General features: G+C 60.5%; 23 protein-coding genes and 2 pseudogenes. 9 read left to right on the top strand and 16 right to left on the bottom strand.

From position 1 onward, the window contains the following. Positions 1–85: 85 nt before the first annotated feature. The 14 genes from pip to alr form a co-directional block, all read right to left on the bottom strand. On the bottom strand, positions 86–1,042 hold the full coding sequence (pip, locus tag L904_RS13445; protein WP_020809116.1) for a prolyl aminopeptidase: 957 nt from the start codon (positions 1,040–1,042) through the stop codon (positions 86–88). Beyond that, positions 1,039–1,524 carry a GFA family protein gene (locus L904_RS13440; protein ID WP_020809115.1) on the bottom strand — a complete coding sequence of 162 codons (486 nt, stop codon included), beginning with the start codon at positions 1,522–1,524 and terminating at the stop codon, positions 1,039–1,041. Before L904_RS13440 ends, pip begins: the two co-directional genes overlap by 4 nt. Beyond that, on the bottom strand, positions 1,521–1,985 hold the full coding sequence (locus L904_RS13435) for a GFA family protein (RefSeq protein ID WP_020809114.1): 465 nt from the start codon (positions 1,983–1,985) through the stop codon (positions 1,521–1,523). The genes L904_RS13440 and L904_RS13435 overlap by 4 nt, the downstream gene beginning before the upstream one ends. After that, the gene (locus L904_RS13430) at positions 1,985–2,458 is read right to left on the bottom strand and encodes a GFA family protein (protein WP_003520697.1); all 474 of its coding nucleotides are present in this window, start codon (positions 2,456–2,458) and stop codon (positions 1,985–1,987) included. Before L904_RS13430 ends, L904_RS13435 begins: the two co-directional genes overlap by 1 nt. Beyond that, complete coding sequence (locus tag L904_RS13425) at positions 2,455–2,763, bottom strand: endonuclease domain-containing protein (RefSeq protein ID WP_020809113.1); 309 nt, start codon at positions 2,761–2,763, stop codon at positions 2,455–2,457. The genes L904_RS13430 and L904_RS13425 overlap by 4 nt, the downstream gene beginning before the upstream one ends. A 313-nt stretch (positions 2,764–3,076) precedes the next feature. After that, positions 3,077–4,462 carry a cysteine--tRNA ligase gene (cysS, locus tag L904_RS13420; RefSeq protein ID WP_020809112.1) on the bottom strand — a complete coding sequence of 462 codons (1,386 nt, stop codon included), beginning with the start codon at positions 4,460–4,462 and terminating at the stop codon, positions 3,077–3,079. Positions 4,463–4,653: 191 nt separating this feature from the next. Then, complete coding sequence (locus L904_RS13415) at positions 4,654–5,034, bottom strand: hypothetical protein (RefSeq protein WP_020809111.1); 381 nt, start codon at positions 5,032–5,034, stop codon at positions 4,654–4,656. A gap of 321 nt (positions 5,035–5,355) precedes the next feature. Next, positions 5,356–6,096 carry an SDR family NAD(P)-dependent oxidoreductase gene (locus L904_RS13410; protein WP_020809110.1) on the bottom strand — a complete coding sequence of 247 codons (741 nt, stop codon included), beginning with the start codon at positions 6,094–6,096 and terminating at the stop codon, positions 5,356–5,358. Between the two features lie 145 nt (positions 6,097–6,241). After that, positions 6,242–7,750 carry an amidophosphoribosyltransferase gene (purF, locus tag L904_RS13405; RefSeq protein WP_020809108.1) on the bottom strand — a complete coding sequence of 503 codons (1,509 nt, stop codon included), beginning with the start codon at positions 7,748–7,750 and terminating at the stop codon, positions 6,242–6,244. Positions 7,751–7,888: 138 nt separating this feature from the next. After that, positions 7,889–8,476 carry a CvpA family protein gene (locus tag L904_RS13400; RefSeq protein WP_035261832.1) on the bottom strand — a complete coding sequence of 196 codons (588 nt, stop codon included), beginning with the start codon at positions 8,474–8,476 and terminating at the stop codon, positions 7,889–7,891. An 89-nt stretch (positions 8,477–8,565) separates the two neighbouring features. Beyond that, positions 8,566–9,972 carry a DNA repair protein RadA gene (gene radA, locus L904_RS13395; protein ID WP_003520708.1) on the bottom strand — a complete coding sequence of 469 codons (1,407 nt, stop codon included), beginning with the start codon at positions 9,970–9,972 and terminating at the stop codon, positions 8,566–8,568. Positions 9,973–9,978: 6 nt separating this feature from the next. Further along, complete coding sequence (locus L904_RS13390; RefSeq protein WP_020810636.1) at positions 9,979–10,269, bottom strand: type II toxin-antitoxin system RelE/ParE family toxin; 291 nt, start codon at positions 10,267–10,269, stop codon at positions 9,979–9,981. Further along, positions 10,226–10,537 (bottom strand): type II toxin-antitoxin system ParD family antitoxin, encoded by a 312-nt coding sequence (locus L904_RS13385; protein WP_020810635.1) that lies wholly within the window; start codon positions 10,535–10,537, stop codon positions 10,226–10,228. Before L904_RS13385 ends, L904_RS13390 begins: the two co-directional genes overlap by 44 nt. A gap of 65 nt (positions 10,538–10,602) precedes the next feature. Further along, a complete protein-coding gene (alr, locus tag L904_RS13380; protein ID WP_020810634.1) occupies positions 10,603–11,778 on the bottom strand; it encodes an alanine racemase in 1,176 nt (391 codons plus the stop codon). A 195-nt stretch (positions 11,779–11,973) separates the two neighbouring features. Between alr and L904_RS13375 the strand changes: the two genes are divergently transcribed. The 6 genes and pseudogenes from L904_RS13375 (at position 11,974) to L904_RS28390 (ending at position 15,856) form a co-directional block, all read left to right on the top strand. Further along, on the top strand, positions 11,974–12,831 hold the full coding sequence (locus tag L904_RS13375) for an AraC family transcriptional regulator (RefSeq protein WP_020810633.1): 858 nt from the start codon (positions 11,974–11,976) through the stop codon (positions 12,829–12,831). Positions 12,832–12,969: 138 nt separating this feature from the next. Further along, positions 12,970–13,674, top strand: a complete 705-nt coding sequence (locus L904_RS13370) for an AzlC family ABC transporter permease (RefSeq protein WP_020810632.1) — start codon at positions 12,970–12,972, stop codon at positions 13,672–13,674. Then, positions 13,671–13,973: an AzlD family protein gene (locus tag L904_RS13365; RefSeq protein WP_003520714.1), complete on the top strand. Its 303-nt coding sequence runs from the start codon at positions 13,671–13,673 to the stop codon at positions 13,971–13,973. The genes L904_RS13370 and L904_RS13365 overlap by 4 nt, the downstream gene beginning before the upstream one ends. A gap of 189 nt (positions 13,974–14,162) precedes the next feature. Beyond that, positions 14,163–15,587: an ABC transporter ATP-binding protein gene (locus tag L904_RS13360; RefSeq protein ID WP_020810631.1), complete on the top strand. Its 1,425-nt coding sequence runs from the start codon at positions 14,163–14,165 to the stop codon at positions 15,585–15,587. Continuing rightward, positions 15,584–15,631 (top strand): annotated as a pseudogene (locus L904_RS28620) (hypothetical protein); the annotation flags it as partial. The gene L904_RS13360 and the pseudogene L904_RS28620, both read left to right, overlap by 4 nt. 75 nt (positions 15,632–15,706) lie before the next feature. Continuing rightward, positions 15,707–15,856: a hypothetical protein gene (locus L904_RS28390; protein WP_020810630.1), complete on the top strand. Its 150-nt coding sequence runs from the start codon at positions 15,707–15,709 to the stop codon at positions 15,854–15,856. Positions 15,857–15,923: 67 nt separating this feature from the next. Here L904_RS28390 and L904_RS13355 read toward each other — a convergent pair whose 3' ends face one another. Then, on the bottom strand, positions 15,924–17,420 hold the full coding sequence (locus L904_RS13355) for a replicative DNA helicase (protein ID WP_003520716.1): 1,497 nt from the start codon (positions 17,418–17,420) through the stop codon (positions 15,924–15,926). A gap of 312 nt (positions 17,421–17,732) precedes the next feature. Between L904_RS13355 and L904_RS13350 the strand changes: the two are divergent. The 3 genes and pseudogenes from L904_RS13350 (at position 17,733) to L904_RS13340 (ending at position 21,016) form a co-directional block, all read left to right on the top strand. Beyond that, positions 17,733–18,187: pseudogene (locus L904_RS13350) on the top strand (MarR family winged helix-turn-helix transcriptional regulator). Then, on the top strand, positions 18,184–19,929 hold the full coding sequence (locus tag L904_RS13345) for an MFS transporter (protein ID WP_035261828.1): 1,746 nt from the start codon (positions 18,184–18,186) through the stop codon (positions 19,927–19,929). The pseudogene L904_RS13350 and the gene L904_RS13345 overlap by 4 nt, the downstream one beginning before the upstream one ends. A 19-nt stretch (positions 19,930–19,948) precedes the next feature. After that, entirely contained in the window at positions 19,949–21,016 is a 1,068-nt protein-coding gene (locus L904_RS13340; RefSeq protein WP_059762576.1) for an HlyD family secretion protein, read from the top strand. A gap of 260 nt (positions 21,017–21,276) precedes the next feature. Here the strand turns inward: L904_RS13340 and rplI are convergent, their stop codons facing one another. Beyond that, complete coding sequence (gene rplI / locus L904_RS13335) at positions 21,277–21,852, bottom strand: 50S ribosomal protein L9 (RefSeq protein ID WP_035261991.1); 576 nt, start codon at positions 21,850–21,852, stop codon at positions 21,277–21,279. Positions 21,853–21,856: the final 4 nt, after the last annotated feature.

Here is a 21,856-nt window from a genome sequence, read left to right as displayed (position 1 = left end):
CCGCGACGGGAGGAAATGATTCACGCAGGGAGCCCTGCGTGAATCATTATCTCATCCGGCCGTTGCAAGCTGATGAAAGGACTGGTTATTTCCCGGCAAAACGGTCGTTGGCGCGGATCAGTTGGTCAAGAATGCCCGGCTCGCTCATCGCGTGCCCGGCCGCCTCGATGATGTGGAAATCCGCCTTCGGCCAGGCCTTGGCCAGCTGCCAGGCATATTTCAGCGGGCAGGGCATATCATAACGCCCATGCACGATGACGCCGGGGATATCTTTCAGTTTGCCGGCGTCGCGCAGCAATTGCCCTTCCTCCAGCCAGCTGCCATTGACGAAGAAGTGGTTCTCGATGCGGGCGAAAGCGATGGCGTATTTATCCTCGCCGAAATCCTCGACCCGGTCGGGATCGCTGACGAGCGAGATGGTCGCCCCTTCCCACTGGCTCCATGCCTTGGCGCATTCGAGCTTCTTCGCCTCGTTGGCGCCGGTGAGATAGCGGTTATAGGCCTGCATCATCTCGCCGCGTTCGGCTTGCGGGATGGGCGCGATGAATTTTTCCCACTGATCCGGATACATTTCGGAAACGCCGAACTGGTAGTACCAGTCCAGTTCCGGTCTGGTGACGGTATAAATGCCGCGCAGGACAAGTTCGCTGACGCGGTCGGGATGGGTCTCGGCATAGGCGAGCGCCAGCGTCGAGCCCCAGGAGCCGCCGAAAACCAGCCATTTTTCGAAGCCGCAGAGTTCGCGCAGCCTTTCGATATCGGCAACGAGATGCCATGTGGTGTTCGCTTCAAGCTCCGCATGCGGCGTGGAGCGGCCGCAGCCGCGCTGATCGAACAGGATGACGTCGTAAAGGGCGGGATCGAAAACGCGGCGATGCGTGGGGTTCACCCCGCCGCCGGGACCGCCATGCAGGAATACCGCCGGTTTTCCACCGCGCTTGCCCACCCTTTCCCAATAGATCGTGTGGCCGTCGCCGACATCGAGCATGCCGGTCTCGAAGGGTTCGATCTCGGGGTAAAGGCCGCGCAATTCTTCGGTCATGGGTCATCATCCTTCGCTGGCCATTCGGCCGTATCATGGTCCGGGTGCTGGCAATTGTTCACCCGAGGGGGAGGGCTATCCGTTGCAGGTTCCGGCTCGACCGGCAAGCCATCGAGCGCGCCGAACCAGTGCATTTTGCCGGCGAGATTGGATTGCGCCTCGGGCCTTACCCGCTGCGGCTCGTCCAGCGAACCGAGGGTGATATTGATGAAATCGGCTCCCGGCATGTCGTAGAAAAGCGGCGTGCCGCATCGGCCGCAGAAGCCGCGACGCACGTGATCGGAGGACTGGAACCACGCTGCTTCGCCGCGGGTCATTTCAAACTGCGTAAGCGCACTTGCGGCAAGCGGCATGAAATAATTGCCCGATGCCTTCTGGCACATGCGGCAATGGCACAGATGCGGATAACGAAGACCGCCCCCTATCCGATAACGCACCGCGCCGCACTGGCATCCGCCGCTGAAACCCTCGGCTCCGCTCATGCGCGCTTGTCTTCCGGCGGCCAGACCTGCGTGTCGTGATCCGGGTGCTGATAGGAGGTGATCTCCGCCTCGTCCACGCCCTGTTCCACGGCCGGTTTGCCGAAGAGCTGCTCGATCCACGGCATGCGCTTATGAAAATTGACCTGCACCTGCGGCTCGATCCGCTCGGGCTCATCGAAGGCACCGATGGCGATCTCCACGCCGCCGGGATAATGATAGGTCAGCGGCGTGCCGCATTTGTTGCAGAAACCGCGATGGATTTTTCCCGAGGAGCGGAAGAGGGACGGCTGGCCGCGCGTCCAGGTCAGATGCGCCTGATCGGCGCTGACCAGCGCGCCGAAGAAATTGCCGAAATGTTTCTGGCACATGCGGCAATGGCAGATGGAGGCCCGGCCGAGCTTGCCCGCATGGAAACGCACGGCGCCGCACTGGCATCCGCCGGAAAATCCCGTTTCGCTCATCATCTGTTCTCCGGTGGCCAGTTTTCGGTGTCGTGGTCGGGGTGCTGGTAGGAAACGAGATCGGCGAGGTAATCCACCTGCGTCAGGTCGTCCTCGGTGGCGACGGCAGGCAGCGTGTGAAGCGTGTCGACGAAATCGATCTTGCGTTCCACGCCCCACTGAATGGTCGGCGGCAGCGCGGCGGGATCGTCAAAAGCTCCGGCCGCCACCGCCACACCATCCGGTGCCTCATAGGTCAGCGGCGTTCCGCATTCAGGGCAGAAACCGCGCTTGACGACGCTGGAGGACTGGAAACGTTTCGGCTCTCCCCGCGTCCATTCGAATTCCACGCCGCGCACCGAAACCAGCGGCGCGTAATAGGCCCCGAAAGCCTTCTGGCACATGCGGCAATGGCATATGGAACTGTCTTTCAGTTCACCGGAGGCGCGAAAACGGATCGCGCCGCACTGGCATCCGCCGGTATATGTCGTCATGGTCGGTCCTCCTTCACCGTTCGGATAATGTGGAGAGAGACATTGTCGATGTCTCCGAGGATATCCTCGTTCCAGAAACGGAGGACTGTCCAGCCGAGTTCCTCAAACGTCCGTGTTCTCTCTCGGTCATAGGCTGCCGCAGCGTCGTCCGCGTGCTGAAACCCGTCCAGTTCGAAAATGATCTTATGCAAGGGGCAAGCGAAATCAACGATATATCCGGCGACCGGCAGCTGGCGTCTGAAAGACAGGCCCTCAAGGCGGTGAGCGCGGACGGCGTTCCAGAACTTCAGTTCTGCGCCGGTCATGGCCTTTCGCATCTACCGGGCATGTGACCGATGTTGAGGATTGACCTTGGCGTGGGGCACGGGATGCTCGCGGCTTGAAGGGGTGCGGCGAGATTGGAGTATGGCGTGGTCGAAAGCAAGGGCGTGCCGTGGGGTTTACCCCCCCCTCTGCCCTGCCGGGCATCTCCCCCTCAAGGGGGGAGATCGATCTGTGGCGAGCTCTCGACTCTCTCGCAGTTTGCGAGTGAAGTTGAGGTAGTGCTTCTAGCTGATCTCCCCCCTTGAGGGGGAGATGCCCGGCAGGGCAGAGGGGGGTGAACCCCGAATGCGGAGCCTACCGCTTCAACTCCCACGTCGTCGTCCGCTCCCCGGTCTCCTTGTCCTTGCCATCCTTCAGCTGAATGCCCTTTTCGGAAAGCTCATCACGCAAACGATCCGCTTCCGCAAAGTTCCTCGCCTTCAACATTTCCAGGCGCAGCTGCACCAGCGCATCGACGGCCGAAACGATGGCCTCGTCCATTTCCGCTTTCTTCGGCAAGACACCCAGCAGGGCAGCACTGGCCGCAAAGGCGGGCAGCCTGGATGGATCGGTGTTGGCGGCGTGCGCCAGCGCATGCAGCGCCTGAACGGCGGCAACCGTGTTGAGATCGTCGGCAAGCGCTTCGAGCACGGTTTCGTCCGGTGCGGCATCGGAGGCTTCCGCCGCCGGCCACTTTGCGAGCAGGCGTTCGGCCTCTTCCAGACGCTTCACCGAAAAATCGATCGGCTCGCGATAATGCGTCATCAGCATGGCAAGGCGCAGAACCTCGCCCGGCCATTTCCGGCCGCCGAATTTCTCCGTGTGCAGCAATTCGTAGATCGTCACGAAGTTGCCCTCGGACTTCGACATCTTGCGGCCTTCCACCTGCACGAAGCCGTTATGCATCCACACATTGGCCATGACATGCGTGCCGTTGGCGCAGCGCGATTGCGCGATTTCGTTCTCATGATGCGGGAAGATGAGGTCGAGCCCGCCGCCATGAATATCGAAGACCTCGCCGAGGTAGCGACCGGCCATGGCCGAGCATTCGATGTGCCAGCCCGGACGGCCGCGACCCCAGGGGCTTTCCCAGCCCGGTTCATTATCCGAGGACAGTTTCCACAGCACGAAATCGCCGGGGGTCTTCTTGTGGGCTTCCACCGCCACGCGCGCGCCGGCCTGCTGCTCGTCCAGCGGGCGCTTGGAAAGCTGGCCATAATCGGCCATCGAGCGGGTATCGAACAGCACCTCTCCGCCAGCCGTATAGGCATGGCCGCGGGCGATCAGCTTCTCGATGAGGTCGATCATTTCCGCGATGTAGTCGGTGGCGCGCGGTTCGACGGTCGGCGGAAGGCAGCCGAGCGTGGCCACATCCTCATGGAACTGGTCCGCGGTCTTTTTCGTCACCGCATGGATGGCGTCGTTCAGCGGCAGATGCGGATAGTCGCGCAGCGCCCGCGCGTTGATCTTGTCGTCGAGGTCGGTGATGTTGCGGGCATAGGTCACATGGTCTTCGCCAAAGACGTGGCGCAGCAGCCGGTAGAGAACATCGAACACAATGACCGGGCGCGCATTGCCGATATGGGCAAAATCATAAACCGTCGGGCCGCAGACATACATGCGCACATTGTCAGCGTCGATCGGTGCAAATTCCGCTTTTTCGCGTGTGAGTGTATTGTGAAATTTCAGGCGCAAGGACATGCGGCAGTTCCCTAAAGGCAGAATATTATCCTGGCCGGACCGTTTGTCTGTTGGACCTTGCGGGGAGACGAAAACGATCTGGCCGGCGGTAAACCAGCAAAAATTATTTCAGCAGCAGGTGCAGATCGTCGTTTTCATGACTTGCGTTATGGCGCGGGGCAGGCCGTTGGTCAAGAGCCTGCCCGGCTGTGTCAGGCAGGCTTGGGGCCGATGCCGTTTCGCGTCACGGTGACAAGGAAGATCAGCATGGACGTGACGGTCAGGAGCGAACCTGCCACCGCCAGAAGCGGTGTGCCGCCGGTCAGGACGAGGGCGATGCCGGGTACGAGACTGACAACGCCGGCAACGGCGATGGCGAGATGTATCCTGGAAAGCACGGTGCCATCGGCGTCCGGCGTCACGGTGTAATAAAGGCTGAACAGGCCAAGCGTCGTCCAGCCGACGAGGCTGAGATGGGCGTGGGCCATGGACAGTGAGTGGTCCCTGGAGATCGACATCTGGACACCCCAGATCATCCCGGCCGCCGCACAGAGCACGGCTGCGGTGAAGAAATAGAAAGCAACATTTTTCATCCGGATATTCCCATTGAAAAGAGACCCGCATGCGATGACAGATCTGCGGCGCCGTGGAGATGAAGCTTTGGAAATGCGGCGGTAAAATCAGGAAATTTGAATGTATTGTTTGATATATGCGTCTGAAATAATTGTGCCCTGTCTGGGCAAGGGTGCGGATTTATTTGCCGTTGGTAAAAACGATCCGGAGTCTTCGTAGCAGATCTGTACGACGTTTTTTGCAGCATGCCGCCGCGCAACCGAAGAAGCGCTTTCCTTCTTTCACAGACAGGCAGGATCGCCGGCTTTGCTGCCGGCAATTCTACATCGGACCGGTCGCGCTCATTCTGGCTGGCGGTAATCCACGAAGCGCTTTTCCCGCACCACGAAGAGCTTGCCGGTTTCTTTGAGATCGGGTGAGGCGAGCGGAAGAATAGCCGCGGCCACCTCCGATGGATGCGGCACGGTGGCCGGGTCTTCGCCGGGCATGGCCTGGGCGCGCATCGCCGTGCGCGTGGCGCCGGGATTGATGCTGTTGACGCGAAGCGCGCTCTTTTGCGTTTCCGCCGCCCAGGTGCGGGCCAGCGCTTCGACTGCCGCCTTGGAGGTGGAATAGACACCCCAGAAGGGGCGACAGCTATGGGCGGCGCCCGAAGACAGGATCAGCGCGCGGCCGGCGTCCGATTTCAGAAGCAACGGTTCGACCGAGCGGATCAGCCGCCAGGTGGCGGTGACGTTGATGTTCATGACCCTTTCGAAGACTTTCGCCTCGATATGTCCGACCGGCGAGATGACGCCGAGAACGCCGGCATTGGCAACCAGAATATCGAGCTTGCCCCAGCGCTCGAAGATATTCGCGCCCAGCGCATCGATGGCCTTCATGTCGGAGAGATCGAAGGGAACCAGCGTCGCCGTGCCGCCGACGGCCTTGATGGCGTCGTCCAGCTCCTCAAGGCCGCCCACCGTGCGGGCGCAGGCGATGACATGCGCGCCGGCCTTGGCGAGTTCCAGCGCCGTGAAATAGCCGATGCCGCGCGACGCGCCGGTAACGAGAGCGATGCGGCCCTTGAGATCGATAGTCATGGTCTCCCCCGAATTGATTGCGCTTCCTTCTACGAAGCGCCGCTGGCCTTTCGCAAGCGATCATATCGTCGCATGCGAGGGCCTGAACAAAAGGCAAGAAAAAAGCGGCCACCGGAAGCCGGATGGCCGCTTTGTGTGACGCATATCAGCCGTTGCTGGCCAGCATAGAAATCTTGCTGCCCATCGCCTCGCCATTCTGGTCGAGAAGACGGGTCGGATAATCGCCGGTGAAATAATGGTCCGTGAATTGCGGACGGGCCGGATTGCGGTTTTCCCCGCCTACCGCGCGGTAAAGCCCGTCGATGGACAGGAAAGCCAGCGAATCGGCGCCGATATATTTCGCCATCGCCTCGACATCGGCATATTGGTTGGCGAGCAGCTTGTCGGCATCAGGCGTGTCGATGCCGTAGAAATCCGGATGGAAGATCATCGGGCTCGCGACTCGGATATGAACTTCCTTGGCGCCCGCCTCGCGGATCATCTGCACGATCTTTACCGAGGTCGTGCCACGCACGATGGAATCATCCACCAGCACCACACGCTTGCCTTCGATCATCGCCCGGTTGGCGGAATGCTTGAGCTTGACGCCGAAAGCGCGGATCTGCTGCGTCGGCTCGATGAAGGTGCGCCCGACATAGTGGTTGCGGATGATGCCGTATTCGAAGGGAATACCGCTTTCCTGCGCAAAACCAAGTGCTGCCGGCGTGCCGCCATCGGGAACCGGAACCACCACATCGGCTTCCAGCGGCGCTTCCTTGGCCAGGTTCATGCCCATGTTCTTGCGCGTCGTATAGACGTTTCGGCCGCCGACAACAGAATCGGGACGGGCGAAATAGACATATTCGAACAGGCAGAGACGCTCCGGCTGCGGCTTCGAGGGCTTGCGCGCATCGATGGTGATCGAACCATCAGGCTGGATTTCGCAGATGATGACTTCGCCGTTCTCGACGTCGCGAACGAACTTTGCGCCGATGATATCGAGAGCGCAGGTTTCCGAGCAGAAGATCGGCTTGCCATCAAGCTCGCCCATGACCAGCGGGCGGATGCCGATCGGGTCGCGGGCGGCAATCAGCTTGGTGCGCGTCATTGCCAGCATCGAATAACCGCCTTCCATCTGCCTGATGGCGTCGATGAAGCGATCGGCGGTGGAGGAGTGGCGCGAGCGGGCGATGAGGTGAAGGACGACTTCGGTATCGGAGGTAGACTGACAGATGGCGCCGGTGGCGATGATCTGGCGGCGAAGCGTCAGGCCGTTGGTGAAATTGCCGTTATGGGCAATGGAAATACCGCCTTCTTCCAGTTCGGCAAACAGCGGCTGCACGTTGCGCATCGCCACTTCGCCGGTTGTGGAATAACGGGTGTGGCCAATGGCGATGGAGCCGGGCAGGCGGGCAAGGGTTGCCGGATCGGTATAATGATCGCCGACGAGGCCCATATGGCGTTCCTGATGGAAGCGCTTGCCATCGAAGGAGACGATGCCCGCCGCTTCCTGGCCGCGATGCTGAAGCGCATGCAGGCCGAGAGCGGTCAGCGCCGAGGCGTCGGCATGGCCGAGAATGCCGAACACGCCGCATTCTTCATGCAGCGTGTCGCCGTCGATCTCTTCCTTGAAAGTGGCCCGAGGGAACGGGGAATGCGAAAGCGGCTCAATCATCCGGCTTGCCCTTGCTCTCTACCGAGAAAAAAGAAAGACCTCTCCGGTGAGTATTTCCCCCGGTCGGTCCGTCTGTGTCGTGCTTGATATTTAGCACAAATAGCGCGCCTTGCATGCATTGCAAGGCGCGACACTGTGTCAATTATTTGTTGCCGGCGGATTTGTTGCCGGCACATCTTCCGCAGGCGCCTGTGTGGCCGCCGGCTCCTGTGGTTTTCCGAGAATACGGGCGCGGATCTGCGGTTCGATATCGTCAGGCAGAACCGCCTCCAGCTTGCCCACCAGCCCGTCAAGGAAGGGCTTGGACTTCGCCTGCGTCACCCATTCCGGCTGCGTCTTCACATCCACCAGCCAGTTCCAGAAGGCGACCGCGACGACAAGCAGCAGAATGCCGCGCGCCGCGCCGAACAGGAAACCAAGCGTGCGGTCCAGCGCGCCGATGCGGCTGTCGATGATGAAATCGGCAATGCGCGAGGTGATGAAGGAAATCACGATCAGCGAGACGAGGAAGACCACGCCTGCCGAACCGGCAATGGCGATCTTGTCGTCATCGGTATAGTTGCGCGCATAGGGCAGCAGGACCGGATAAAGATAATAGGCGGCGGCGACCGAGCCGCCCCAGCTCGCAATCGACAGAATCTCGCGTGAAAAACCGCGCACCATTGCAAGAAGGGCGGAGAAAAGAACAACGGCGATGACGATGCCGTCGAAAATTGTAATGGGCATATACTAACTCCGGAGGTGCGACGCCTCGTCAGACGCTGCCTTGCCAATTTTGCGATCCTCTTACACCACTGTTTCCCTTGGCGAAAGGATCAATATTCGTCGTCCTCAACCTGTTTGAACCGGTTGCCGGAGCCGGCGATGCGGGCCACGAGGTCCGGAAGGCTTTCGATTTCCGTCCAGCGTCCCTTGCCGCCTTTCGGCAATTCAGCCGAAGCAGAAGGCAGAAGTGCGGCGGAAAAGCCAAGTTTTTCAGCTTCTTTCAATCGCTGGCCCGTATGCGAAACCGGCCGCACCGCACCCGACAGGCTGATTTCGCCGAAATAAACACAATCGGCGGGCAGGGCAAGACCGGCAAGCGAGGAAACCAGCGCCGAGGCAATCGCCATATCGGCGGCCGGTTCGGAAATACGGTAGCCGCCGGCGACATTCAGATAGACATCATGCTGGCCGAGCTTCACGCCGCAATGGGCCTCCAGCACGGCCAGAATCATGGCGAGGCGGGAACTGTCCCAGCCGACCACGGCGCGGCGCGGCGTACCCAGCGAAGTGGCAGCGACCAGCGCCTGCACCTCGACAAGCACGGGCCGCGTGCCCTCGATGCCGGCAAAAACCGCAGCACCCGGCGACTTTTCGTTGCGTTCGCCGAGAAACAGTTCGGAGGGGTTGGAGACTTCCCGGAGGCCGCGATCCGACATTTCGAACACGCCGATTTCATCGGTCGGCCCGAAGCGATTCTTGACGGTGCGCAGGATGCGATGATGATGTCCGCGGTCGCCTTCGAAATAAAGCACGGCATCGACCATGTGCTCGACCACGCGCGGACCGGCGATCTGGCCTTCCTTGGTCACATGGCCGACCAGCACCATGGTTGCGCCGGTCTGCTTGGCGAAGCGGATCATCGCCTGCACGCCGGTGCGCACCTGCGTCACCGTGCCGGGGGCGGAATCGGCCGTATCGCTCCACAGCGTCTGAATGGAATCGATGATGACGAGATCGGGCCGCTTGCCTTCGGAAATTGTGGCGAGAATATCCTCGACATTGGTTTCCGCCGCCAGCAGCACATCGGTTTCCGCAGCCCCGAGACGCTGGGCGCGCAGGCGCACCTGCGCCACCGCCTCTTCGCCCGAGACATAGATGATGCGATGCCCGCGCCGCGAAAGAGCCGCTGCGGCCTGCATCAGCAACGTCGACTTGCCGATGCCCGGGTCGCCGCCGATCAAAACCGCCGAACCGCGCACGAAGCCGCCGCCGGTCGCACGGTCGAGTTCGCTGATACCGGTCGGGATACGCGGCGCCTCCTCGATCTCGCCGGAAAGCGAGGTGAGGGTGACAGGCCGGCCCTTCTTGGGTGTCTTGCCCGGTCCGGAGCCGATGCCGCCCATCGGGTCTTCCTCGACGATGGTATTCCACTCGCCGCAGCCTTCGCATTTTCCCGCCCAGCGGGTGTGAACCGTGCCGCAGTTCTGGCACACGAATTGGGTCTTGGCTTTGGCCATGTTATGTCAGTTTTCTTCTTGTTTGAAATGGTCGGCGGAGATGTCTTGGTGGCCGTGAAGCACGCGCAGCACATACATTGTATTATCATCGACAATGAAATAGATGCATCGCTCACGATAAGGGAAAGCCCGCAAATTCGGCGCGAAACTTCGAGGTACGCCCGTTATCCCATATCGCGCCAGCGAGATCATTTTGCCGTTGATGTCGTCTAGAAAGCGTCTGGCAGCAACGGGATTGAATTGGGCAATGTAATTATGATCGGCCAGAAGATCGTTCAGCGCCTGTGCGGTGACCACTAGACGCCTTCGCTTCATTCTGCTCCTCCGCCAGCTTCATAATGTGTGCGGTAAAATCATCTGCACTGGAGAACTCCATAACCCGGCCAGCCTCCACATCATCAAGCCCTTCCTGAATCAGTCGTTGAAGCTCTACAAGCTTGCCTTCCCTGCTGCCCAGCAAACGCAGACCAGCTGAGACGACCGAATCCGCGTCCTTAAAGACGCCCGCCGCCACCTGTTCTTCGATGAACTTCTCGTCCTGTTCGCTCAAATGGATTTCGGGCATTTCGATCTCCTTTTGTTCTCTTCTAGCACAGGTCACCGCAGCTTTCCAAGGGCTAAAGGCGTGGCTCAGTCGTCGGCCATCAGATATTGCCGCTCGTAACGCAGGCCAAGCCCCGTCAGCATCTCGTAACCGATGGTGCCGGCCGCCCGCGCGGTCTCGTCGACAGGCACATTGGGACCGAAAAGCTCGATATAGTCGCCGGCACGGATGGCATTGGCCGGAATATCCGTCACGTCGAAAATGGTGAGGTCCATGGTCACGCGGCCGGCCACCGGCACCCTGTGGCCGTTGACGACGCCATAGGCGCCGCCATGGCCCATTTCGCGCAGCGGAATGCCGGAACCGGAAAGCGAACGCTGATATCCATCCGCATAACCCACGGAAGCGATGGCAAGGCGGCTTGCACGTTTCAGCAGGAAGGTGCCGCCATAACTCACGGTCTGGCCTTCGCCCGCTTCGCGAATCTGGATGATCCGCGCTTCGGCTGTGGCGACGGGCCGCATCGGGTTCGCCATGCCGTTGACCGCTTCGCCGCCATAAAGGGCGATGCCGGGGCGGGTGAGGTCGAAATGATAGTCCGAGCCGAGGAAAATCCCGGCGGAAGCCGAAAGGCTTGATTCGATGCCTTCGAAAGCGGCGCTAACCTTTCGGAATGATTCGAGTTGAACCCTGTTCATTGGCGAGGAGGGCGTGTCGGCGCAGGCGAGATGCGACAGCACCAGAACCGGGTCGAAACTTGCCGGCCGCGTCACGTCGTCGGCCAGAAACAGCGCGTCCTCGAGCGGCAGTCCGAGGCGGTTGAAACCGGTATCGACATGCAGCGCGCAGGGGTGGTCGCCCCGCTCGGCAACCGTCGCCATCCAGAAGGAAAGCTGCTCCTCTGAGGCCAGAACCGGCACCAGATCATTGTCGAAGACCTGCCGTTCCTGGCCTTGCCATATGCCTGACAGCACGAAGATGCGCGCTTCCGGGGCATAGGAGCGCAGGGTTGCACCCTCGGCCACCGTGGCCACGAAGAAATCGCGCGCGCCGGCATGGTAAAGCGTCGCCCCGCAATCCTCGATCCCGAGACCATAGGCATCGGCCTTGACGACCGCCGCCGTCCGCGCCCCGCCGGAACGCTTCTTCATGTCCCGCCAATTATCGGCGAGCGCGCCGAGATCGACGGTCAGCCTCAGCGGCGCGTGCTCGAAAGTGTCGGTTTCGTTTTCGGGAAAGCTGTCTTCGAAGTCGTCTGTCATGCCATGCGTCCGGTTGATTGGAACCTCGCGGACCCTACAGCATCGGCGCAAGAATCGTTATCGATTTTTGCAAAGCACGATGCGTAGATTCAAAGCGTTAGAGCTTCATGCCCGCACATTTGTGGAAATGTGCGGGCATGAAGCGCGGGCACTTTTGTTCAAGACGGTAACGGTCGATTGGTTTAAACTCGTTCCATGCACAATGTTTCGCAGGAACAGGCCATAGATGTCATGCCGATTGCGACGACGGAAACCACGCGTTTCTGGCGTGACAGGCGTTTTGGCGGCATGGAGTGCCTGAGCGCGACTTTTCTGACCCATGAATATTCGCCGCACGCGCATGATACCTTCTCGATCGGCGCGATCGAAAGCGGTTCGCAGATTTCCACCATTCAGGGCACCACCGAGCAGACGGGGCCGGGGCATCTTTATCTCATCAATCCGGATGAGGTTCACGATGGCGCACCGGGCGGCGGCGGTTATCGCTATCGGATGATCTATCCCGATATCGTCTTGTTGCGCGATATTATCGAGGATGTGACGGGCAGGGCCTTTCACGGCACGCCGTCCTTTCCAAGATTCCTGCCGCGCGATCCGCAGATGGCGGCGGCTTTCCAGATGGCGCATCGGCGGCTGGAGGAGAAATCCGGCGCTCTGGAGGCGGATGAGGGCATGTTCTCGGTTCTCGCCGCTCTGTTCGGCAGGCACGGCAGCGCCATTATCCTGCCCGTCGAAACACGCGAGAAAACGGCGGTTTATACCGCCCGCGATTATCTTTCCGACAATTACGAGACCGATATCGGCCTTGAGGAGCTGGCTTCCATCGCCGGTCTCAGCCGCGCGCACCTCATTCGCGCTTTCAGGAAAGAGTTTCACATCACCCCGCATGCCTATCTGACGGATGTGCGCATCCGCAGGGCGCGCCGGCTTCTGCGCGCTGGCGAGATGCCGGCCGAGGTGGCGGCAATGTGCGGTTTTGCCGACCAGGCGCATTTCACCCGGCATTTCAAGGCCCGCACCGGTGTCACACCGGGGCAGTTCCGGTTGGCCTGAGTTCAAAGCCCGCATTTCCGTTCGGAAATGCGACAAAAGAAAAAGCGACGCTTCAGCAGAAAACCGCCTGACGTCACTTTCGTTCAAGACCGAAGAATGTCGCAAGCGTAATCCCTCTCTTTCGAAAGGGAGAATGCGATGTCGATATCGGGAAAAGGCGCGGAATTCAGCGCTGGATTGCGGGCCGCCGCGCCATTGCTGGTCGCCATGGTGCCGATTGGCGTGGTGTTCGGCGCGGTCGCCATCGGCAAGGGCCTGTCACCGCTCGAAGCCTCGCTGATGTCGCTGCTGGTCTTTGCCGGCGGTTCGCAATTCGTGGCGATGGATTTATGGGCGCATCCGGCAAGCTGGAACGCACTCGGCTTTGCGGCGCTGCTGGTCAATCTGCGCCATGTGTTGATGAGCGCCTCCATAGCCGGCAAGCTGGATGATTTCAGGGGCTGGCGCAAATATGCCGCCATGCTGGTGCTGACGGATGAATCCTGGGCATTGTCGGAATTTCGTGTCATCGCCAGCCGGTTGACGGCGGCCTTCTTCACCGGTGCTGCGCTCTCGATCTATCTCGTCTGGAACCTTGCAACCCTTGCCGGCGCGCTGCTCGGTTCGGTGGTGGGGGACATGTCGGTCATCGGTCTGGATTTCGCTTTTCCCGCCGTCTTCATCGTGCTGCTCATGGGGTTCTGGAAGGGCAGGGAAACCGGTTTCGTGCTTCTGGCAAGCGCTGCCGCTGCCTGTCTTACCCACGCGCTGGTTCCCGGTGCCTGGTATATCGCCGCCGGCGCGCTGGCGGGTCTGGCCGTCGCCGCCTTCGGCCACGAGGAACAGGCGGAGCAGCCGGCATGACGCTCGACCCGAATACGCTGCTGACAATCCTTGCCATGATGGCGGCAACCGTCGCCACGCGCCTTGGCGGCCTGTTGCTGGTCACTCATTTTACGCTGACACCGCGCCTGAAAAAGGCGCTCGGTGTGGTCCCGCCTGCTGTCCTGATGGCCGTGGTGACGCCGACGGCGCTCGCCAGCGGACCGGCGGAAACCATCGCCTGCGCGATAACCGCCATCGCCGCGCTACGCCTCAGCCTTCTGCCGGCCGCAACGCTCGGTGTTGCCGCCGTGGCGCTGCTGCGCGGAATCGGATTGTGAGACAATCCGGTCAAACCGTTGAAAAGATTCCGCCCTTGGGAACAGAACGGGCGGGATAGGGCTGAGACCCGTTGCATGCGGAATATTGAATGTGAACGCAGAACGATAGTCCGGACTTGAGCAAGCGCTTGCAAGCCGTTATCCAATGCCTGCCGTATCTTTCAAGCAGCGCCGGGGCGGGAGAGAGTGATGACAGGCAATCGCGAAGTCGCATTCGGACCGCTTTCCCGAATCTATGCCGAAGACCTGAAGACGTCATGGCCGTCCATCACCTTTTTGCTGCTGACGATCCTGCTCGGGTCTGTTCTCGCCACCGCCGGGCCTTACGTGTTTTCCCGCCTGATCGACGATCTGCCGGATGCGCCGCTGCAATGGATGCTCGGTTTTTCGCTCTATGCGGGCCTGACGGCACTGGCGACGGGTATTCAGCGCTCCACGCAATATATGTCGGTCATCCATTCGGAGCGGCTGGAATATGTCGCGACGACGCGCTTTTTCGAGCGCATCGTCCATAAAAAACCGTCGTTCTTCAACGATCACAACCCGGCGGAAATTCAGGCTGCGCAGACAAGGGGCGCTTCGGCCGTCTCGGCGATCATGCAGATCGGCCTTATTTATTTCGTGCCGGGCATCGCGACGTTCCTGTTCAGCACTCTGTTGCTGGGAACGGTCCTCAGTGCGGATCTGGTCGCCATCGTCGTCGTTTACGGCGCGGCCTTCATTGCGCTCACGCTTGCCTCAAACCGCCTGACCACGCCTTTTCTGGAAAAGGCCATCGAAGCCGGGCAGGAGAATGCCGGTTTTGTCGGAAACGCCATCGGCATGATCGAGCCTTTGCGGCACACGGGCAGCACGGCGTGGATGAAGCGTCGTTTTGCGGATAATGCGGGCTCGATCTATCGCAACTGGCGGCTTTATTCCCTGCGCCGGATCGGCTTCGTCTTCACCATCTCGCTCGCACTCGCCATGCAGATGGTCATCGGCTTTTATCTCCTGTTGCCTCGCTACGAGGCGGGAGCCCTGTCGATAGGCGATATCGTTCTCTTCAACACGCTTCTGCTTCAGCTCAACATGCCTTTTGAACTGATCGGGCAGTCGATCAGCGAGGCGGTCCGTTCCTTCGCTCACTTCGCGCCCTATGCCCGCATGTGGAACGCGCCGGAAGAGGAGGAACCGCCCCATGCCAACCCGCTGCGGCTATCGGGCAAAGCGGTAGAATTCGACGATTTGGGTTTTCGCTACGAAAACGGTCGCGGCGTCGAAGGTGTTTCTTTCACTGCAACGCCGGGACGTCTGACCTTCATTACCGGCGAGACCGGTTCCGGCAAATCGACACTCTTCCGGCTTCTGCTGAAAACCATGGCGCCGCAATCGGGTCGTATCACCATCGATGGCACCGATCTGACCGCAATCGGCCGGGACGACTGGTTTGCCGTTGCCGGCATCGTTCCGCAGGAGGTGCAATTGCTGAACGATACGTTGCGCAGCAATGTCGTGCTCGGGCGGGTGCTGGATGAGGAAAAACTGCGCCGCTCGGCCGAGCGCGCCGCGATACTCGACAGGATAAAGGCGATGCCGGAGGGTTTCGATACGATTGTCGGGGAAAGGGGCTGAAGCTTTCCGGCGGCGAGCGTCAGCGGGTTGCCATTGCCCGTGCGCTTTACGGTGAACCCTCCATTCTGCTGCTCGATGAGGCAAGCTCGGCGCTGGACGAGGAGACGGAGCGGGAAATCATGGACCAGCTAAGAAGGGTCGACAGCGATATCACCATCATCGCCATCACCCACCGCCAGAGCAGCATCCGCGCGGGCGATCAGGTCATTGCATTGCCGAGCGGGACAATCGATGAATCGGCTTCTGAGGTGTCAGTCCCAAGCCATTGAAAAGATTCCGCCCCATCCTGCAGCAGGACGGGGCGGATGTTCTACCGATAGCCGGCGTGGCTGCGCCTCAATGTTCTTCGTACTGGCTGAAGCTCGGATCGGCCAGATCCGTAAAGCGGGTGAATTCGGACTGGAAGGCGAGCTTCACCGTGCCGGTCGGTCCGTGACGCTGCTTGGCGATGATGACGTCGGCCGTACCTTTCACCTTGTCGAACAGCGCTTCCCATTCGGCGTATTTGGGATCGGAAATATCGCGCGGCTCCATGTTCTTGACGTAATACTCCTCGCGGAACACGAAAAGCACCACGTCGGCGTCCTGCTCGATGGAGCCGGATTCACGAAGGTCGGAAAGCTGCGGGCGTTTGTCTTCGCGGCTTTCCACCGCACGGGAGAGCTGTGACAGCGCGATGATCGGAACGTTGAGTTCCTTGCCGAGCGCTTTCAGACCCGTGGTGATCTGGGTGATTTCCTGCACGCGGTTTTCGCCGCTCTTGCCGGAGCCGGTCATCAGCTGAACGTAGTCGACCACCAGAACATCAAGGCCGCGCTGGCGCTTCAGGCGGCGGGCGCGGGCGGAAAGCTGGGCAATCGAGATACCACCGGTCTGGTCGATATAAAGCGGCACCTTCTGCATCATCTGGGAGCAGGCGACGAGCTTTTCGAAATCGGCCTCGGTAATGTCACCGCGGCGGATTTTCGAGGAAGACACTTCGGTCTGCTCGGAAATGATACGGGTGGCAAGCTGTTCGGACGACATTTCGAGCGAGTAGAAGCCGACGACGCCGCCGTTTTTGGCCTTGTACGACCCGTCCGGCTGCACTTCCTGCTCATAGGATGCGGCGATATTGTAGGCGATGTTGGTCGCAAGCGAGGTCTTGCCCATACCCGGACGACCGGCAAGCACGATAAGGTCGGAACGCTGCAACCCGCCCATGCGGGCGTCGAGCGAATGAATGCCGGTGGAAATGCCGGAGAGATTGCCGTCGCGTTCGAAGGCGGCGCCGGCCATGTCGATCGCCAATGCCACGGCATCGTTGAAGGACTGGAAACCGCCATCGTAACGGCCGGTTTCCGCCAGTTCGAACAGGCGGCGTTCGGTGTCTTCGATCTGCGCCTGCGGCGGCATGTCGAGCGGCGCGTCATAGGCGATATTGACGACATCCTCGCCGATCTGGATCAGCGCGCGGCGCAGCGCCAGATCGTAGATCGCGCGGCCGTAATCTTCCGCGTTGATGATCGATACGGCTTCCGCTGCCAGACGTGCGAGATACTGCGCCACCGTCAGATCGCCGATCTTGTCGTCGGCGGGCAGGAAGGTCTTGATCGTTACCGGATTGGCGGTCTTGCCCATGCGGATGATATCGCCCGCCACCTCGAAAATCTTGCGGTGCAGCGGTTCGTAAAGATGCACGGGCTTCAGGAAGTCCGATACGCGGTAATAGGCGTCGTTATTGACGAGGATGGCGCCGAGCAGCGCCTGTTCGGCCTCGATGTTGTTCGGCGCTTCGCGGTAATGCGGTTCCGCCGGTTGCGCGGGGGTGATCTTTCTCACAGCGTCGTTCATGGTTTGCGCGATCTCCCTTTGCCTTTGTCCTTGAACCTCGGGTTTGGCTTCCTGGGGCATGGCAGTCAATGATAATGTTGCAACACTCTATGGCAGGCTGACGTCCGCTCTGCGAAGCTCGATCACTTCTTCAGTTGTCCCCAGCAATCCACAGGCGGGTTGGGGACAAGGCGCCGGATCCTTCCGGCAAGGTGATTCGCTGCCATGAGTTTATCGCATGGCAGACCCGGCGCGAAAGAAACTTGAAAATCGTCAGTCTTACGAATAAATAGGCAGAAAATAAGTAGTGTGCTAATTATAAGGCTTGCTGACATGTCCCGCGAGACCGACAAGGAACAGCTTCTGGATGAAGTCTCCGCTTTCACCCGCAAACTGCGCGCTTTTTTCGATGCGCGGGTGGGGGAGAGCGGGCTGACGCTTGCGAGAGCGCGGGCGCTCTTTGCGCTCTCGCGTCGTGGACCGCTGACGCAGACCGAGCTTGCCGAGGAAATGGAAATCGAAACGCCGACGCTGGTGCGGGTGTCGATGGCATGGAGAAACAGAACCTCATCGAACGCCGTTCCGATGAGAACGACCGCCGCGCCAAACGCATCCACATGACGGCGGAAGGGGAGAAAACCTCCGAGACGGTGCAGGCGATGGCGAAGTCGCTGCGCTCCGAGATTGCCGCCGATATTTCTTCGCAGGAACTGGCCATGGCGCTCGATGTCATGCGCCGGCTTTCGGCCAATCTGCAAAATCTGGCGGCGGGGAGGGCGCAGTCGTGAGTACCCCGGTGCCACAAACCACGGATGAGGCCGCTGCCCGAAATACCGAAGCGGTCTCCAAACCCGCCGACCTTCCGGAAGAGGCCGTGACGCCGATGAGTGCTTCGGGCGCGGGTGAAACCGTGCCAGAGCCTGCCGCCGCCGCACTTCAGCCGGTCGAGCGGCCGCTATGGCTGCGGCTGTGTTTCATCTTCGCGGGCCTGTCGTTCTTCATTACCCAGGGTCTGGGCATGAACCTCGTCATGGCCAATATCTACCAGCTGCAGGGCGAGTTTTCCGCCACCGTGGCCGAGGTCGCCTGGCTCTCCGCCGCCTATATGGCGCCCTATGCCACCTTTTCCATCGCGCTGTTCAAGGTCCGGGCGCAATATGGCCTGCGGCCTTTCGCCGAAGTTTCGATTATCGTGTTTGTCGTCGCTTCCTGTCTCAACCTGTTCGTGACAGACCTGCATTCGGCAATCGTTATCCGTTTTGTCAGTGGCATGGCCGCCGCGCCGATCTCGTCGCTCGGCTTTCTCTATATTCTGGAGGCCTTTCCGCCTGCGCGGAAATTCTCGCTCGGTTTCAGCATAGCGCTGACCGGTACGTTGCTGTCGGCGCCGCTCGCGCGCATCGTCTCGCCATCCCTGCTGGAAATCGACGGCTGGAATGCGCTCTATTCCATGGAAGTGGGCTTTGCGCTGGTCGCTTTCGCCATGATCTATGTGCTGAAAGTCACCCCACCGCCGCGCGCGAAAGTTATCGAGCGCATGGATATTCTGAGCTATCTCCTGTTTGCAGGCGGTCTCGGCTGTCTGGCGGTCATGCTTACGCTCGGCCGGTTCTACTGGTGGTTCGAAACCTGGTGGCTGGGCGTTCTTCTGGCGACGTCGATCGCACTTCTGACCCTCATGGCTTTCATCGAATTGCCGCGCAAGAACCCGCTGCTCGACCTGCGCTGGATTTTCTCGAAAACCAACCTGCACATTATTGCGGTCCTGCTCGTCTACCGTGCGGTTTCCTCCGAGCAATCTTCAACGGCGGTCAGCTTTTACCAGCAACTCGGCCTGCTGAACGAACAGACAACGACACTTTATGCACTTGTGCTGTTGGCGACTATTCTCGGCGGTGCGGCTTGTGCGTGGCTGATGCTCACGAAATACGTCGATACTGCCCACGTGATTGCGCTGGCGCTGATCGCCGCCGGTTCGTTCATGGATAGCCAGTCCAACAATCTGACGCGGCCGGGTGAGATGTATCTCAGCCAGATGATGATCGCCTTTGGCGCGGCCATGTTCCTGCCGCCCGTCATGGCCAAGGGTTTTGCCGCCGCTCTGGCCCGGGGTGCGCCCTATCTCGTGAATTTCATCACAATCTTCCTGTTTACGCAGATCACCGGATCGATGCTGATGACCGGCCTGCTCGGCAGTTTCGTAACGCTGCGGGAGAAATTCCACTCCAATATTCTGGTGGAGAATATCCTGCTCACCAATCCCGTGGTCGCCCAGCGCGTCTCGCAGCTTTCCGGCGCTTACAGCCATGTCATCACCGATCCGGCATTGCTGAAGGCCGAGGGGCTGTCGCTGCTTGGCCAGCAGGTCAGCAAGGAGGCCTATGTGCTTGCCTATAATGATACGTTCCTGCTGATCTCCGTCGTCTCTGCGCTGGCGCTGGCCACGCTTTTGATCCACCTTGCATGGTTGCGCATCCGTCCTTTCCTTTTCCGGGAAGAAATCGATGCCGCACCGGCACCACAGTCTTGAACATTCCAAGAGTGACAAAATGCTGAAGAAGTTTTTTACCCCCGTTTCCATTCTCGTGCTGCTCGGCGGTCTCGCCGGTGTGGCGCTGGTGCTTTACGCCTGGCGGCTGCCGCCGTTCCTTTCCACCGTCGAAATGACCGACAACGCCTTCGTGCGTGGTTATGTCACGACGATGAGCCCGCAGGTGAGCGGCTATGTCGTGGATGTGCCGGTGAAGGACTATCAGGAGGTCAAGCAGGGCGCGCTCCTGGCGAAGATCGATGACCGCATCTACCGCCAGAAGCAGGCGCAGGCGGAAGCGACGCTCGATACGCAGAAGGCGGCGCTCGATAATTCCCGCCAGCAGGAAAATGCGGCCAATGCCAATATTCTTTCCAGTCAGGCGGCGGTCGACAGCGCGCAGGCCTCGCTGAAACAGGCGCAGCTCGCATCCGACCGTCAGGATAACCTCATCAAGAGCGGTGCGGGAACCTCCAGCCTTCAGGAAGAGGCCCATGCCGCGCTCGAAAAGGCGCGGGCTTCGCTCTCGCAGGCCAAGGCGGCGCTTGAGGTTTCGCGGCAGGATCTGCAAACCATCATCGTCAACCGCAGCTCGCTGCAGGCGGCCGTCGCTAATGCTGAAGCGGCCGTCGAGCTTGCCCGGATCGACCTCGCCAATACCGAAATCCACGCGCCCGTGGATGGCAGGCTCGGCGAAGTCGGCGTTCGCACCGGCCAATATGTCACGGCCGGAACGCAACTGATGGCCGTCGTGCCGCACGATGTCTGGGTCATCGCCAATTTCAAGGAAACCCAGCTTGCGGGCATGCAGGTCGGCCAGCCGGTGACGATCGCCGTGGATGCCCTGCATCGCCGCAAGCTTACCGGCCATGTGGAACGGTTCTCGCCCGCCACCGGCTCGGAATTCGCCGTCATCAAGCCGGACAATGCGACGGGCAATTTCGTGAAAATCGCCCAGCGCCTCGGCGTGCGTATCGCCATCGATGCCGATCAGCCGCTGGCGGCGGATCTGTCGCCCGGCATGTCGGTGGTGGTGCATGTGGACAAGAGCGTGGCACCGGAGGGGGCGGAGACGGCGGAGAAGTAGTCGGGCGGTGGAGTTTGCCGAGAGGCACCCCCCTCTGTCCTGCCGGACATCTCCCCCTCAAGGGGGGAGATCGACTCGCGGTTAGGTCTCGCCCATCTCAACGTTTGCGAATGAAGCGGTGGTAGCGCTTCCTGCCGATCTCCCCCCTTGAGGGGGAGATGCCCGGCAGGGCAGAGGGGGGTATTCCTCCGCGTATTCAACCCAACAAAAAACCCCGGATGTCTCCATCCGGGGTTTTCTTTTGACCGTTAAGCCAAATCTTATTCGTCGTCGCCGTCGCGATCGGCTTCCGGATCGAAGAAGTCTTCCGGACGCAGCGCGTCTTCGTCAACGCCGTAGATGGCGTCAGCGGAGGTGAGGCTTTCGCCCTTGGCCTGACGCTCAGCTTCTTCAGCCGAACGGGCAACGTTCAGCTCAACCTGCAGCTCGACTTCGGCATGCAGGTGAAGGGTAACGTTGTGCAGGCCGATGGTCTTGATCGGCGTGTTCAGTTCAACCTGGTTACGGCCGATGTTGAAGCCTTCGGCAGCCAGGATTTCAACGACGTCGCGAGCGGCGACAGAGCCGTAGAGCTGGCCGGTTTCGCCAGCCGAACGGACGACGATGAAGGACTTGCCTTCCAGAGCCTCGGCAACCTTCTGGGCTTCCGACTTGCGCTCGAGGTTACGGGCTTCGAGCGTTGCGCGCTCGGTTTCGAAACGTGCCTTGTTGGCAGCGTTGGCGCGCAGCGCCTTGCCCTGCGGCAGCAGGAAGTTACGGGCGTAGCCATCGCGAACCTTTACGGTTTCGCCCATCTGGCCGAGCTTGTTGATGCGTTCGAGAAGAATGACGTCCATCTTC

The sequence above is a fragment of the Agrobacterium sp. LY4 genome (genome assembly GCF_001526585.1).
GTDB lineage: Bacteria > Pseudomonadota > Alphaproteobacteria > Rhizobiales > Rhizobiaceae > Agrobacterium > Agrobacterium leguminum.
The sequence above is the reverse complement of the archived record's forward strand: the minus strand, read 5'-3'. Positions and strand labels throughout refer to the sequence as shown.